Here is a 14925-nt window from a genome sequence, read left to right as displayed (position 1 = left end):
CGGTCCGGTTCAGAGCCGCTGCAGCAACCCGGCCAGGGCGTGGGCCACCGAGGCCTGGCGCACGGCGGCGCGGTCGCCGTCGAAGCGCTGGTGTTCGGTGAACACGCCCTGCGGCGTGGCCCAGCCGAACCACACCGTGCCCACCGGCTTGTCGGCGCTGCCGCCGGTGGGGCCGGCGATGCCCGTGACCGCCACCGACCAGTGCGCATGCGCGTTCGCCACCGCGCCGGCGGCCATGGCGCGGGCCACCGCTTCGCTGACCGCGCCGTGGGCCTCGATCAGCGCCGCCGGCACGCCCAGCAGCTCGCTCTTGGCGGCGTTGGAATAGGTCACAAAGCCGCGCTCGAACCAGTCGCTCGACCCGCTGATCTCGGTGCAGGCCGCGGCGATCATGCCGCCGGTGCAGCTCTCGGCCGTGGCCATCATCTGGCCCCGCGCCTTGAGCTTGGTGGCGAGTTGCTGGACCAGTTCGGAGGGGGAAGCGGTTGTCATGGATGAGGATCCGGTGGCGTGAGGGGGCTGGTCCAGAACACCGCGGAACGGGCTTCGCCCGGCCGCAGGTGTTGTCCCCCCGCGGGGGGAAGACGCGAAGCAGCGCAGGGGGGCATCAAAACCTCCAGAGGGCGATCACCAGCAGCGTGCAGCCCGCGGCCGCGAAGTCGTCGAGCAGGATGCCGAAGCCCCCGCGCGGGCCAAAACCTTTGAAGGTCCGGTCGGCCCAGGCCATGGGGCCGACCTTGACCGCGTCGAACAGGCGGAACAGCGCGAACGCCACCAGCTGCGCCCCGAAGCTGGCCGGCGTGACCAGCCACAGCACCAGCCAGAACGCGACCACCTCGTCCCACACGATGTGGCCCGAATCGGCGATGCCCATGTGCCGCGCCGTCACCGTGCAGGCCCACCAGCCGACCAGCGTGCCCAGGCCGATGAGCGCGGCCCAGCCGGCATCGTTCAGGTAGGGCTGCAGGATGGCGAACGCCGCCCAGGCCCAGAGCGTGCCCACCGTGCCCGGCGCCTTGCGCGCCAGGCCCGAGCCCGCGCCCAGCGCGATGAAGTGGGCCGGGTGCCGCAGGGCAAACGCCAGCGTCGGCCGGATCAGAGGGGCAGGGGGCGCCAGGGGGGCGGAAGCGGTGTCAACCATGCGGGGGATTATCGGCCGCGCCCGCGCTTGCCCGGCGGCGCCGCGCGGCCGATACTGGGCCCGCGACCAACCAGCAGAGGGGGTTCACATGCGCACAGCGTCACGCGGGGGCCGGCCATGAAGGGGCACACGGGCGAACTGCTGTTCGCGCTGCAGATCGGGGTGCTGCTGGCGGCCATCGCGTCCTGGCTGGTGGCCAGCGCCTACCGCCGCCGCATGCTGGCGCTGATGCGCGGCGGCCCGGCGCCGCAGGACGCGAGCGCCCATGCCGCCTCATCCGCCGCCGCTGCATCCACCCTGGCGCCGGCCCGTGCGCGCCGCGCCGACTTGCCCCAAACCCACCGCCGCGCCAGCCAGCGCGCCCTGCTGGCGGTGGCGGCGGTCTGCCTGCTGATCGGGCTGACCCAGTCTTGGTTGTCCTTCCTGTTCGTCTACGACGACGCCAGAGGCTTCACCCTGCGCCGCGTGCTGGTGCTCGGCCTGGTCTACGCCTGGCCCATGGTCATGGGCTGGGGCCTGCTGCGGCGCTGGTCCTGGGGCCGGGTGCTGGCGGGCATCGGCGCCTACCTGCTGGTCATGGCCGTGGTGGTGATGCTCAACTCGACCGAGCAGCAGACCTGGGCCGGCGTCATGGGCTGGCTGGGCAGCGTGGTCGTCATCCCCATGGTGGTGGCCCTGCTCATCAGCGCCAGCGGGCGCATCCGCGCCGTGGCGCCCTACCTGCTGCCCATCTTCCTGGTGCTGTCGGCCGCCAGCACCGGCGCGCTCAGCCTGCTCGCCGTGGGCGTGCAGTACCCGCCGGTCTGGATCATCCAGCTGGTGGGCGTGCTGGGTGCCTGGCCCACCATCGTGCTGCTCGCCTTGCTGCCCTGGCTGCTGCTGGCCTGGCCGGTGTGGCGCCTGGGCCTGTGGCTGGCGCAGGCCTACCGCGACAAACGCTTTTCCGACCTGGGCTACCTGCTGGCCGCCTACTGGTTCGTCATCCTCGTGGCCAGCGCGCTGCCAGCGGTGGAGGGCGCGGGCTGGCTCGGCTTCACCCAGCTGCTGCCCTGGCTGTGGCTGCCGCTGCTGGCCCGGTGGCTGCCCCGCTGGCTCGCGCCGGACGGCGCTCCGCCTACGCTGCTGGTGCTGCGCGTGTTCCAGCAAGACGCGGCTGTAGAGGCCTTGTTCGACCGCGTCATCGAACGCTGGCGCCTGACCGGCAACACCGTGCTGATCGCCGGGACGGATCTGATCAGCCGCACGCTGGACCCGGACGACCTCTTCACCTTCCTCAACGGCCGCCTGGGTGAGCGCTTCATCGCCAGCCCGGCGCAGGTGCCGCAGCGCCTGGCCGACTTCGACCTGCAACCCGACCCCGACGGCCGCTACCGCGTCAACGAGTGCTACTGCTTCGACAGCACCTGGCAGGCCGCGCTGGCCGCCCTGGTGCAACGCGCCGACGTGGTGCTGATGGACCTGCGCGGCTTCCAGGCCAAAAACGCAGGCTGCCGGCACGAGCTGGGTGTGCTGTCGCTGGCGCCGAACGTGCAGCGCGTGGTGCTGCTGCACGATGAACGCACCGACCGCGCAGCCGCCGACAGCGACATCGCTGCGGCGCCGGAAGGGCGGTTTGTGTGGGTGGACGCCGGGCGGTTGAGCCAGGCTACGGTGGCGCAGATCCTGGGGCGGTTGCTGGCTTGAGTTGGGTTTGGGGGCGGAGCTCTCACATCGACACATTTCGGCCATCAAACCCCTAAAGCGGGACAGTCATCGAATGAAGGAGGGGCGGGGGCGTGGGTTATTCATGCCTGTAAAAAATAGTCCCGAGCGCCTAACCGATTGATCTAGTCGTATTTTCGGGAGGCTGAGATGACTAGAATATTTCGCACCGCCCAGCTTGTCCTGTCGGTTCTGCGAGTCACATTGCGTCAGGCCTCACGATCAAAATCATGCACTCAATACGCAAGCCTAGAGTTTTCTTGTCTCACTCAAAAAAAGATGTCAATTTCATCCGACGGTTGGAGGCTGATTTACGTGCTGCGCAATGCGAGCCATGGATTGATGATGTTGAGTTGCGCGCTGGCCAGCCGTGGCTAGACCAAATCTTCCGCTCTGGCATCCCTTCCTGTGAAGTCGTGCTATGTTATTTCACGCGAAATTCCGCCGAGTCGGCGGTCTTTATGCAAGAGTTGGATGCGCGTTTAATTGAGCGTCTTCATAATGCTCGCGTGTCACTTCTGTTGTATGTTGCTGATTCTGGGCTTAGATCAAGGCTGCGATTGGACTTGCAGCGGCTGCAAGTCCCGGAATTGAATGAAGATAATTACTCAAGCATTTTCCCGCGTCTTGTCGCCGAAGTATGGCGCTGCTATGCTGAATCTCTAGTCCAAACATCGATCGATTCAGAAAGGATTAAGCGCCTAGAGGCGGAGTTGCGTGTCAGGGAGCTTGAAAGCGATGCAAGCGAAAGCATCTTCACTGCGAGTGAACAAGCCGAATTCAAGGCCATCTGGGCGCGTATTGATCGTAAGCTTCCGTTGAACGTTTTTGTGGAACGAAAGCGTCCCCCGAAGCCTTTGGTGGGCGGTATGGTTGAGCTTGATTCAGATGTGAGCTTGGAGGCGGGCCCGGATGCGCAAACACTCGAATTCCTGTTGTTTGTCGGAGCGCTCTTCCGCCAGTCGGTCCTCAAGCAAAAATTCCAGCCCTCTACTTACGTATTGCATGATGCGGTCGAGAGCGATTTAAAAAATCGGCTTAATCTCAATGCGGATGAATTTCAAATCTCTTTTGAAATACCCTTTGACATTGAGTCTGAGTTGCTTAAATTTGGGTTTGCTCAAAGACAATATGCGCCACCTCCTGCGACGGGAAGTCGCTTGGAAAACATGATGCGTCAGCCATTCAAACTTATGTTTACTAGCAAGTTTGACCGCTTTGCTTTTTGGGTGGAGCAGGTTCTTGGAGACCAAGATGCAACGGCAATTTTGGTAAATGCCGCGTGATTTCTTCCGGCATATCCTACTTGGGTCCCTCCACTATGCGTCTATCCAACAGCTCGCTCCGAACGCCAAGCATTCACCGCATCGCCCGCTAAAGAAACGCGTCTTGGACGCAGGGGGACGGCTCAAGGTCGTAATCCCTGATTCGTTGGTAGCCTGCCTGCCCACGTCGGTGGACCTCAGCCGAAGTGATCGAAGCTTTTTGCTCTGAAGGCCACGGCCTCGCCCGACGCATCCAGCAGGCGCAGCCCGGGTGCAGCGCTGACCGTGCCGATGCGCGCCACGGCCGTGCCGCTGGCTTGCGCCGCTGCCTGCACCGCGGCACGCGCTGACACCGGCGCTGTGAACAGCAGTTCGTAGTCGTCGCCGCCGCTGAGCAGGCAGGTCTGACGTTCGGCGTCGGGCAGGGCGGCCAGGACAGGCGCCACCGGCAGATCGGCCAGGGCGATGTCGGCCCCCACGCCGCTGGCCGCCAGGATGTGGCCCAGGTCACCGGTCAGGCCGTCGCTCAGGTCCAGCGCGGCGTGGGCCACGCCGGCCAGGGCCTGGCCCAGCGCCAGGCGCGGGGTGGGGCGTTCCAGCCGGGCGCGCAGGTCGGCGGGCAGTTCGGGGCCGACGGCGGCGCGTGCCCAGGGCGTGCCCAGCAGCCATTCCAGCGCCAGCCGCGCTTCGCCGGTGCGGCCGCTGACGTAAATGTCGTCGCCCACTTGCGCCGCGTCGCGCCGCGATGCCTGGCCCGGCCGCAGTTCGCCAAAGACGGTGATGCAGAGGTTCAGCGGCCCGCGCGTGGTGTCGCCGCCCACCAGGGGGCAGGCGTGTGCGTCGGCCAGGGCGAACAGGCCGCGCGCGAAGGCGGCCAGCCAGGCGTCGTCGGCCCGCGGCAGCGACAGGGCCAGGGTGCAGCCCAGCGGCCGCGCGCCCATGGCGGCGAGGTCGCTCAGGTTCACGGCCAGCGCCTTGTGGCCCAGGGCTTCGGGGTCCACGTCGGCAAAGAAGTGCCGGCCTTCGACCAGCATGTCGGTCGAGATGGCGAGCTGGTGGCCGGGTGCGGGCTGCAGCAGCGCGCAGTCGTCGCCCACGCCCAGCACCACGTTGCCGGGCTGGGCCACGCCAGCGCGCTGGAAGTGGCGGCGGATCAGTTCGAATTCACCCATGGGTCAGTGGGGCGGGGTGCCGGCGCCGGTGGCGGGCGCGTCGTCGTCCTCGTCCACGGCGGTGTCGTCCTGCGGCCGGGGCGGCAGCAAGAAGGTCAGCGGCGCACGGCGCAGGCGCTGGCGCAGCGCGGCGTTGATGCGGTGGCGGTTCACATCGCTGATGGCCTGGGCCTTGATCGCCAGGCGGAAGGCGAGGTAGAAGCTCACGGCCAGGTTCAGCGGGCCGACGACCAGCACGCCCGCCACCGCCCACCAGAAGGCCGGATCGTGCAGCACCGGCCAGCCCAGCGTGGCGGCGGCCGCGGCCACCTGGCCGGCCGAGAGGGTGACGTGGCGCACCTCCAGGTCCAGCCCGAAGAAGGCCAGCACCGCGGGCACGATGCCCAGCATGAAGCCCAGCGAGATGTTGGCCGTCAGGCCCGAGATGTTCTGCCGCAGCCAGGCGCCCCAGCGCCCGGCGCGCACCGGGCCCAGCACGCGGGTGAAGCGCGGGTTGTGGCGGATGGCGGAGTCGAGCTGGTGGAACACGAACCAGTTTTCCACCCAGCCGGCCACGATGCTGGAGGAAAACAGCAGCACGCCGGTGAAGGCCGCGAACAGCGCGGTGGGGCCGAGCAGGTGCATGTCGTGCAGCACGTGGCGGGCCTTGTCGGCGTCGATCATGTGCGCGCCCTGCAGGTGGAACAGGCCCAGGCTGATGAGCAGCACCACCGGGATGACGGCGCCCAGGTTGCCGATGATGGCCGCGATCTGCGAGCGCAGCAGGTGGGCCACCTCGTCCACGAAGTTGCGCACCGCGCCGGGCGCGCGGATGTCGCGCAACTTGGCCACCATGGCCGGCGCCGTCACGGCCGGCTGCTTGGTCGCCACGGTCCAGTGCAGCAGCTGCACCAGCACAAAGAAGAAGGCGTAGTTCAGGCCGGCGGCGAATCCGCCCCAGAAGGCCGAGAGCGCCAGCCCGTAGAGCCCGAACTTGACCCAGGTGGTCAGGCCGATCAGCGCGCCGCCGCCGAGGGCTTTGCCCAGCATCTGCCGGTATTCGGCGGCGTCGCGGGTGATGTAGTGTTCGCCGCTCTCGGCGCTGCGCTCGGCCACCTTGGCGGCGGTCAGCTGCGTGCTGCTGGCGATCAGCGCGCGCAGGCTGCGGTTGTCCTGCCCCATCTGCACCAGGTCGGCGATCAGGGCGGCGGTGGCGCGCTCGGTCTGCTCGGTCAGCAGGCAGTCCAGCAGCTGCTGCACGCGCACGGTGCGCTCGCGCAGCTGGCGCAGGCGGAACACGATGCCGACCGAGATGCCGTGCGCTTCCAGGTGGGCGTAGACGGTGTTGGCGTCGTTGCGGCAGCGTTCGAGCTGGTCCACCAGCCGCCCGGCCGCTGCCTGGGTGGCGTCGCTGCGCGCACCTTGCGTCAGCACCGCACGGCGCAGCGCTTCGAAGTGGGCAGGCAGGGCGTGGAAGCTGCGCGCCGCCCGCGCCGGCTCGGCCATGCGGGTGCGGATCTCGGACGCGAAGCCGGTCGCGCTGACCTGGCTGATGCTGAAGGTGAGCGCGTCCAGCAGCGCGCCTTGCCAGTGGTCGGGGGCGTCGGGGTCGGGCGTTTCGGGGGTGAGCAACAGGGCGCGCAGGCGTTGCAGGGTGTCGCTGTCCAGCGCCTGGATCCAGCGCGCGTCAAAGCGCGTGGGCAACAGCAGACCGAAGAGTTCGGCCAGGTCGGTGGTCTCGGGCGTGCCGGGCAGCAGCTTGCGGCGCAGGCGGTGGCCGAATTCGCTCAAAAACGCGGTGCGCGGCGCGAAGCCGAAATCGGCCAGCAGCGGCGTGAGGTCCACCGCCTGCACGAACAGCGCCCACCAGCGCTGCCAGCGCGCCCGCCATTCGGGGCGCGCCTGGGCGGCATCGAGCAGCAGGCGCACCCGCGCCACGCTGGCCTGCGGGTCGGTCGCGTCGCCGCGCACCCAGCGCAGCAGGTCCATCAGCCACAGGTGGCGCTGGGCCAGGGGCGCGTCGGGGTCCAGTTGATCGAGCAGGACGGCCAGGTCCATCTGGCGCGCCATTCAGTGCAGCACGCGGGGCGTGCCCTGCACACCTTCTCCGCCATCGGCCACCAGCGCGAATTCGGGCACGATGGCCTCGAAGCGTTCGCCGTCTTCGGCCACGCAGAAATAGCTGCCCCGCATGCTGCCCTGGGGCGTGCGCAGGCGGGTGCCGCTGGTGTACTGGAACGACTCCCCGGGCCGCAGCAGCGGCTGGTTGCCGACCACGCCCAGGCCCTTGACCTCTTCGGTGTGGCCTTGCGCGTCGTCGATCACCCAGTGGCGCGCGATCAGCTGCGCCGTCACATCACCGGTGTTGGTGATGGTGATGGTGTAGGCGAAGGCGTAGAGGTCTTCGTCGGGCGAGGACTGCTCGGCGAGGTACTGCGGTTCGACCTCGCAGGTGAACTGGTATTTGGCCATGGGCGGCATGTTACCCGGGCCGGCAAGCCCTTGCCGGGCCTGCGAAAATGCCGCCTTCCCCCACCGACTGGCCCGACCATGACCACCTACCGCATCGCCCCGTCCATCCTGTCCGCCGACTTCGCCCGCCTGGGCGACGAGGTGAAGAACGTCGTCGCCGCCGGCGCCGACTGGATCCATTTCGACGTGATGGACAACCACTACGTGCCCAACCTGACCTTCGGCCCCATGGTCTGCCAGGCGCTCAAGCCGCACGCCAAGAAGCCCGACGGCACGCCGGTGCCGATCGACGTGCACCTGATGATCCAGCCGGTGGACGCGCTGGCCGGCGCCTTCATCGACGCCGGGGCCGACCTGGTGAGTTTTCACCCCGACGCGTCGGCCCACGTGCACCGCAGCGTGCAGGCCATCAAGGCCAGGGGGTGCAAGGCCGGCCTGACCTTCAACCCCGCGCAGCCGCTGGACGTGCTGGACTGGGTGATCGACGACCTCGACCTCATCCTCATCATGAGCGTCAACCCCGGCTTCGGCGGTCAGAGCTTCATCGACTCGGCGCTGCGCAAGATCGAAGCGGCGCGCAAGCGCATCGAAGCCTCGGGCAAGGACATCCGCCTGGAAGTGGACGGCGGCATCAAGGCCGACAACATCCGCCGCGTGGCCGATGCGGGCGCCGACACCTTCGTGGCCGGCAGCGCGATCTTCGGCAAGCCGGACTACAAGAGCGTCATCGACCAGATGCGCGCGGCGCTCGCCTGATGCTGGCCGGCATCCAGGCCGTGATCGTCGATCTCGACGGCACCATGGTCGATACGCTGGGCGACTTCGAGGTCGCGCTCAACCGCATGCTGGCCGAGCTGCAGCTGCCGCCGGTGGACCGCGCGTTCGTCGAGCGCACCGTGGGCAAGGGCTCGGAGCACCTGATCCGCAGCGTGCTGGCCGAGCAGCTGCGCCGGCTGGACCCGGCCGGCTGCGGCAGCAGCTGCCCGGCCACCCAGCCCGAGGCGCGCTACGAGCGCGCCTGGCAGGCCTACCAGGCGCATTACCGGGCCATCAACGGCGACTTCTCCGACGTCTACCCCGGGGTGCGCGAGGGCCTGCAGGCCTTCCAGGCCGCCGGTCTGCCCATGGCCTGCCTGACCAACAAGCCGCGCGCTTTTGCGCTGGACCTGCTGCGGGCCAAGGGGCTGGAGGGCTTTTTCCAGGTGGTCTTCGGCGGCGACAGCTTCGAGCGCAAGAAGCCCGATCCGCTGCCCCTGCTCAAGACCTGTGAGGCGCTGGGCACGCTCCCCGCGCAGACGCTGATGGTCGGCGACTCGCAGAACGATGCGCAGGCCGCGCGCGCCGCCGGCTGCCCGGTGGCCCTGGTGACCTACGGCTACAACCACGGCGAGCCGGTGCGGGCGGTGGCGGCGGACGCGCACATCGACCGCCTCGACGCCCTCGGCGCCGGGCTGGCCCGGTCCCGGTAGCCGTGGCGCGGCTGGCCGCCGGCGGGGGCCACGCCGATGGCCGGTGGCCCCCGCCGCGCGGGCAGCGTGTCAGCCCCCTTTTTTCTTGCCCAGCAGCGCGTCCTTGAGCTGCCAGTCGGCCGGCTTAGGCCCCAGCCAGATGCGCATCAGCGCTTCGAAGAACTCGGGCTCCTTGAAGGGCTCGCCCTCCACCTTGCCCTTGATGGTGAGCACGGTGCCGGTGCCCGGGATCCAGTCGAGCACGAAGTTCTCGCCGGTCTTGAGGACTTTGTGGTTGCTGAAGACCTGGCTCATGCGCATCACCCCCGGGATGAGCTGGGCGAAGCTGCCCTTTTCCATGTTGTCTTCCATGCCGCGCGAGAACAGCTTGCCCAGCTCGGCCGAGTCGATGTCGCGCAGCATGGTGATGGTCATGCGCTTGGGTCCGGGCTGGTCGAGCAGGCCGTCGGTGGTGCTGGCGGGTTTCTCGACATAGAAACCGGCGGCATACACCTTGAAGATGGCCTTGTAGCGCACCCCCGCGCCGTTGAGCACCAGCGGCTTGCCGGCCAGGGTGACGCGGTCTTCCAGCTTGACGCCGGCCACCTCCACCGTGGCGGCCCCGGCCGACAGGGCGCTGAAGAACACGGCGCCGGCCAGCGCGGTGCGGGACAGGAAAGTGTGCGAGCAGATGGGCTTCATGGCAGGGCCTGAAAAAAGCGAACGGTCGTTCGGTGGCGGCATTGTGCGCAAAGTGCGGCGGCGGTACAAGTGCGTACCGTTCTTGTCGGCGTGACATGGCTCACAGACCGGTCGTCTGGGCGACCGGCTTTGCTACACTGGCCGCCATGTCCGCTCTTTCCACGTTCTCCGCAGGTTTCGCACCTGGCCGCCCTGGCCGGGGAGCCTGGCCCTGGCGCAAGCCAGCGTAAACGTGCACTCCCCCCGCTGAAGGGGCGCAGCCCGACCGGCCCCGGTCGCCCTGCTCCCGCACCGACCGCAGCCCCACCGGCAGGCTGCTCCCCCGAGAACCATGTCCCGCCCGCGCCCCGCGGCCGGACCCCGGAGAAAGAACCGTGATCACCGAACTCGAATTCAAGAGCCTCGCGCAACAGGGCTACAACCGCATCCCGCTGATGGCCGAGGCCTTCGCGGACCTCGAAACCCCGCTCTCGCTCTACCTCAAACTGGCCCATGGCCGGGGCGACGGCGCCCACAGCTTCCTGCTCGAATCCGTCGTCGGAGGCGAGCGTTTTGGTCGCTACAGCTTCATCGGCCTGCCCGCGCGCACCCTGCTGCGCGCCAGCGGCTTCGGCACCGCCGCCAAAACCGACGTGGTCCGCGATGGCGTGGTGGTGGAGACGCACAAGGGCAACCCGCTGGACTTCATCGCCGCCTACCAGCAGCGCTTCAAGGTCGCGCTGCGGCCCGGTCTGCCGCGCTTCTGCGGCGGTCTGGCCGGTTACTTCGGCTACGACGCGGTGCGCTACATCGAGAAAAAGCTGGAGAACAGCTGCCCGCCCGACACCCTGGGCACGCCCGACATCCTGCTGCTGCAGTGCGAGGAACTGGCGGTCATCGACAACCTCTCGGGCAAGCTCTACCTCATCGTTTACGCCGACCCAGCCCAGCCCGAGGCCTACGCCAACGCCAAGAAGCGGGTGCGTGAGCTGAAGGAAGCGCTGAAGTATTCGGTGGCCGCCCCGGTGGTCAAGCCCAGCCAGAGCCACCCGGCCGAGCGCAGCTTCGCCAAGGCCGACTACCTGGCCGCCGTGGACCGCGCGAAGGAGCTGATCGCCGCCGGCGACTTCATGCAGGTGCAGGTGGGCCAGCGCATCAGCAAGCGCTACACCGAGTCGCCGCTGTCGCTCTACCGCGCGCTGCGTTCGCTGAACCCGTCGCCCTATATGTATTACTACCACTTCGGGGATTTCCACGTGGTGGGGGCTTCGCCCGAGATCCTGGTGCGCCAGGAGCACACCGAAGAAGGGCAGAAGGTCATCATCCGCCCGCTGGCCGGCACCCGCCCGCGCGGCGCCACGCCCGACAAGGACAAGGCCACCGAGGTCGAGCTGCTGGCCGACCCCAAGGAGCGCGCCGAGCACGTGATGCTGATCGACCTGGCGCGCAACGACATCGGCCGCATCGCCAAGATCGGCTCGGTCAAGGTGACCGAGGCCTTCGTGGTCGAGCGCTACAGCCACGTGATGCACATCGTGAGCAACGTCGAAGGCGTGCTGAACGATGGCCCCGATGGTCGTCCGCTCGGCAACATGGACGTGCTCAAGGCCACCTTCCCGGCCGGCACGCTGACCGGCGCGCCCAAGGTGCACGCGATGGAACTGATCGACCAGCTCGAACCGGTCAAGCGCGGCATCTACGGCGGCGCCTGCGGCTACCTGAGCTACGCCGGCGACATGGACGTGGCCATCGCCATCCGCACCGCCATCATCAAGGACCAGACCCTGCACGTGCAGGCCGCGGCCGGCGTGGTGGCCGACTCGGTGCCCGAGATGGAATGGAGGGAAACCGAACACAAGGCGCGTGCGCTGCTGCGCGCGGCTGAACTCGTCGAGGAGGGGCTGGAATGAGCAAGAAGATTCAAGACATGAATGGCGCCGGGCCGTCCCAAGCCGTTCAAGCCCCCGTGGGGGGCAGCGGACCTCGCGCAGCGGGGGAGCGTGGGGGCGTCAAGGTTCTCATGGTGGACAACTACGACTCGTTCACCTTCAACATCGTGCAGTACTTCGGTGAACTCGGTGCCGACGTGACCGTGGTGCGCAACGACGAGATCACCGTCGACGAGATCCAGCGCCGCCTGGATGCGGGGCAGGTGGACCGGCTGGTGATCTCGCCCGGCCCCTGCTCGCCGGCCGAAGCGGGCATCTCGGTGCCCGCCATCCAGCATTTCGCCGGGAAGCTGCCCATCCTGGGCGTGTGCCTGGGCCACCAGAGCATCGGCGCGGCCTTCGGTGGCCAGATCGTCCGTGCCCAGGAGCTGATGCACGGCAAGACCAGCGTGATCACCACCACGCAAGAAGGCGTGTTTGCCCACCTGCCCGAGCAGTTCACGGTGAACCGTTACCACTCGCTGGCCATTCAGCGCGAGACCTGCCCGGACTGCCTCAAAGTCACGGCCTGGACGCCCGACGGCGAGATCATGGGCGTGAAGCACAAGACGCTGGCCATCGAAGGTGTGCAGTTCCACCCGGAAAGCATCCTGACCGAACACGGTCACGCGATGCTCAAGAACTTCCTGGAGCAGGCCGCATGAAGACCATTGATCTGCGCAGCGACACCGTCACGCAACCTACACCGGCCATGCGCGCCGCCATGATGGCCGCGCCCCTGGGCGACGACGTGTTCGGCGACGACCCGACGGTCAATGCGCTGCAGGAGCGCATCGCCGCGCTGACCGGCAAGGAAGCCGCGCTGTTCATGCCCTCGGGCACGCAGAGCAACCTCTGCGGCATCCTGGCGCATTGCGGCCGCGGCGACGAGTACATCGTCGGCCAGCTGGCCCACACCTACCGCTACGAAGGCGGCGGCGCGGCGGTGTTCGGCAGCGTGCAGCCGCAACCGCTGACGCAGGACGCGCAGGGCCGCATGGCGCTGGCCGACATCGCGGCGGCGATCAAGCCCGACGACCCGCACTTCGCGCGCACCCGCCTGCTTTGCCTGGAAAACACCTGGAACGGCCATGTGATGCCCGACGACTACCTGCGCGGTGCGACGGCGCTGGCGCGCGAGCAGGGGCTCAACACCCACCTGGACGGCGCGCGGGTGTTCAACGCCGCCGTCGCCTCGGCCGCGCCGGGGCAGGGCGCTGTCGATCGCCTGCGCGAGATCGCAGACCACTTCGACAGCCTTTCGGTCTGCTTCAGCAAGGGGCTGGGCGCGCCGGTCGGTTCCGCTCTGTGCGGTTCGCAAGAACTGATCCACCGCGCCCGCCGCGTCCGCAAGATGGCGGGGGGCGGCCTGCGCCAGGCGGGCCTGCTGGCCGCCTGCGCGCTGCACGCGCTGGACCACCACGTGGACCGCCTCGCCGAGGACCACGCGAATGCCTTCCGCCTGGCCGAAGGGCTGAGCGGCATCGACGGCCTGACGGTGAAGTCGGCGCAGACCAACATCGTCTTCGTCGATGTGGCCGACGGCCGCGGGCCGGCCTTGCTCGACTTCCTCAAGGCACACGGCGTGCTGGCCACCGGCCTGATCGGCCTGCGTTTTGTCACGCACCTCGATGTGGACACGGCCGGCATCGACCACGCCGTCGCCACCGTGCGGCGCTTCTTCGCCGAAGCCCCCGCGGCGTCGGCCAGTGGCCCGCGCACCGGTCCTTACTGAACCACGGCAGGACGCGCCATGCCCGACACGACGCAACTCCTGGTGTTCATCGCGGCGGGCTGGCTGCTCAACCTGACGCCCGGGCCCGACGTGCTCTACATCGTCAGCAGCGCGCTGCGCAGCGGCGTGCGCGCCGGCATCGTGGCGGCGCTGGGCATCGTCAGCGGCTGCTTCGTGCACGTGTTCGCGGCGGCGCTCGGTGTCGGTGCCTTGCTGGCCACGTCCGCGACCGCGTTCACCGTGCTCAAGTGGGTGGGCGCGGCCTACCTGCTGTGGATGGGGGTGAAGCTGCTGCTGGCCAAGGGCGGCTCGTCGGTGGTGCCCGCGGCCGCTGAAACGGCCGCCATCGCGCCGGACCTGTGGCAGGTCTTCCGCCAGGGCTTCCTGACCAACGTGCTCAACCCCAAGGTGGCGCTGTTCTTTCTGGCCTTCGTGCCGCAGTTCATCGCGCCCGGCACGCCAGACAAGGTGACGGCCTTCCTGCTGTTGGGCCTGCTGTTCAATGTGAACTCGCTGCCCATCAACTTCGGTTACGCCTGGCTTGCCGGCTGGGCCTCCCGCCGTGTGGGCGCGGTGCAGCGCGCCATGCACTGGATGGACCGCGCCGCCGGCGTCATGTTCATCTGCTTTGGCCTCAAGCTCGCCCTGTCGGACAATCCCTCCCGCTGACCTTCGGAGACTTTTCATGCCCCACGCCCACAAGATCACCCCGCAGGAAGCCCTGCAGCGCACCATCGAACACCGCGAGATCTTTCACGACGAGATGCTGCACCTGATGCGCCTCATCATGAACGGTGAGATGTCGCCCGTGATGATGGCCGCCCTGATCACCGGTCTGCGCGTGAAGAAGGAAACCATCGGCGAAATCACGGCCGCCGCCCAGGTGATGCGCGAGTTTTCGACCAAGGTGCACGTGGCCGACAAGACCCACCTGGTGGACATCGTGGGCACCGGCGGCGACGGCTCGCACACCTTCAACATCTCCACCTGCTCCATGTTCGTGGCCGCGGCCGCGGGCGCCAAGGTCAGCAAGCACGGTGGGCGCAGCGTCTCCAGCAAGAGCGGCAGCGCCGACGTGCTGGAAAGCCTGGGCATCAACATCAACCTGCCGCCCGATGCGATCGCGCGCAGCATCGCCGACGTGGGCCTGGGCTTCATGTTCGCGCCCAACCACCATCCGGCCATGAAGAACGTGGCCCCGGTGCGCCGTGAACTGGGCATCAAGACCATCTTCAACATCCTGGGCCCGCTGACCAACCCGGCTTCGGCGCCCAACATCCTCATGGGCGTGTTCCACCCCGATCTGGTCGGCATCCAGGTGCGCGCGCTGCAGCGCCTGGGCGCCGAACACGCGGTGGTGGTCTACGGCCGCGACGGCATGGACGAGGTCTCGCTGGGCGCGG

At 68.2% G+C, this 14925-nt stretch carries 15 protein-coding genes; 9 read left to right on the top strand and 6 right to left on the bottom strand.

Features of this window, described 5'->3' with window-relative positions; translation table 11 throughout:
* Positions 1-9: 9 nt before the first annotated feature.
* Together RMP09_RS21325 and RMP09_RS21320 are read right to left on the bottom strand one after the other, a co-directional pair.
* Positions 10-492, bottom strand: coding sequence for a CinA family protein (locus RMP09_RS21325; protein ID WP_310567987.1), 483 nt, complete (start codon positions 490-492; stop codon positions 10-12).
* Between the two features lie 115 nt (positions 493-607).
* Positions 608-1141, bottom strand: coding sequence for a phosphatidylglycerophosphatase A (locus RMP09_RS21320; protein ID WP_310567986.1), 534 nt, complete (start codon positions 1139-1141; stop codon positions 608-610).
* A 117-nt stretch (positions 1142-1258) separates the two neighbouring features.
* On the opposite strand from RMP09_RS21320, the gene RMP09_RS21315 reads away from it, so the two are divergent.
* Both RMP09_RS21315 and RMP09_RS21310 read left to right on the top strand, forming a co-directional pair.
* Complete coding sequence (locus RMP09_RS21315) at positions 1259-2824, top strand: hypothetical protein (protein ID WP_310567985.1); 1566 nt, start codon at positions 1259-1261, stop codon at positions 2822-2824.
* Positions 2825-3072: 248 nt separating this feature from the next.
* Positions 3073-4128: a toll/interleukin-1 receptor domain-containing protein gene (locus tag RMP09_RS21310; RefSeq protein ID WP_310567984.1), complete on the top strand. Its 1056-nt coding sequence runs from the start codon at positions 3073-3075 to the stop codon at positions 4126-4128.
* Between the two features lie 176 nt (positions 4129-4304).
* Here the strand turns inward: RMP09_RS21310 and thiL are convergent, their stop codons facing one another.
* Genes thiL through apaG form a run of 3 tightly spaced genes read right to left on the bottom strand, consistent with a single transcriptional unit; the run spans position 4305 to position 7730 of the window.
* Positions 4305-5279 (bottom strand): thiamine-phosphate kinase, encoded by a 975-nt coding sequence (gene thiL / locus RMP09_RS21305; protein WP_310567983.1) that lies wholly within the window; start codon positions 5277-5279, stop codon positions 4305-4307.
* A gap of 3 nt (positions 5280-5282) precedes the next feature.
* The gene (locus RMP09_RS21300; protein WP_310567982.1) at positions 5283-7316 is read right to left on the bottom strand and encodes a site-specific recombinase; all 2034 of its coding nucleotides are present in this window, start codon (positions 7314-7316) and stop codon (positions 5283-5285) included.
* A 12-nt stretch (positions 7317-7328) separates the two neighbouring features.
* A complete protein-coding gene (gene apaG / locus RMP09_RS21295; protein WP_310567981.1) occupies positions 7329-7730 on the bottom strand; it encodes a Co2+/Mg2+ efflux protein ApaG in 402 nt (133 codons plus the stop codon).
* A gap of 78 nt (positions 7731-7808) precedes the next feature.
* Between apaG and rpe the strand changes: the two genes are divergently transcribed.
* Entirely contained in the window at positions 7809-8486 is a 678-nt protein-coding gene (gene rpe / locus RMP09_RS21290) for a ribulose-phosphate 3-epimerase (RefSeq protein ID WP_310567980.1), read from the top strand.
* Complete coding sequence (gph, locus tag RMP09_RS21285) at positions 8486-9199, top strand: phosphoglycolate phosphatase (RefSeq protein WP_310567979.1); 714 nt, start codon at positions 8486-8488, stop codon at positions 9197-9199. Before rpe ends, gph begins: the two co-directional genes overlap by 1 nt.
* 69 nt (positions 9200-9268) lie before the next feature.
* Here gph and RMP09_RS21280 read toward each other — a convergent pair whose 3' ends face one another.
* Positions 9269-9880, bottom strand: a complete 612-nt coding sequence (locus RMP09_RS21280; protein WP_310567978.1) for a chalcone isomerase family protein — start codon at positions 9878-9880, stop codon at positions 9269-9271.
* Between the two features lie 374 nt (positions 9881-10254).
* Between RMP09_RS21280 and trpE the strand changes: the two genes are divergently transcribed.
* The 5 genes from trpE to trpD all read left to right on the top strand — a co-directional run.
* Entirely contained in the window at positions 10255-11769 is a 1515-nt protein-coding gene (gene trpE / locus RMP09_RS21275) for an anthranilate synthase component I (protein ID WP_310567977.1), read from the top strand.
* Between the two features lie 110 nt (positions 11770-11879).
* The gene (locus RMP09_RS21270; protein WP_310567999.1) at positions 11880-12452 is read left to right on the top strand and encodes an aminodeoxychorismate/anthranilate synthase component II; all 573 of its coding nucleotides are present in this window, start codon (positions 11880-11882) and stop codon (positions 12450-12452) included.
* Positions 12449-13522: a low-specificity L-threonine aldolase gene (gene ltaE, locus RMP09_RS21265; RefSeq protein WP_310567976.1), complete on the top strand. Its 1074-nt coding sequence runs from the start codon at positions 12449-12451 to the stop codon at positions 13520-13522. Before RMP09_RS21270 ends, ltaE begins: the two co-directional genes overlap by 4 nt.
* An 18-nt stretch (positions 13523-13540) precedes the next feature.
* Positions 13541-14191, top strand: a complete 651-nt coding sequence (locus tag RMP09_RS21260; protein ID WP_310567975.1) for a LysE family translocator — start codon at positions 13541-13543, stop codon at positions 14189-14191.
* A gap of 16 nt (positions 14192-14207) precedes the next feature.
* A partial coding sequence (gene trpD / locus RMP09_RS21255; protein ID WP_310567974.1) for an anthranilate phosphoribosyltransferase occupies positions 14208-14925 on the top strand: 718 nt, incomplete at its 3' end.

It is taken from the genome of Hydrogenophaga sp., assembly GCF_031426985.1.
In the GTDB taxonomy this organism is placed as follows: Bacteria; Pseudomonadota; Gammaproteobacteria; order Burkholderiales; family Burkholderiaceae_C; genus Hydrogenophaga.
Note: the sequence above shows the minus strand (reverse complement) of the source record. Positions and strands in the feature narration are given on the sequence as shown.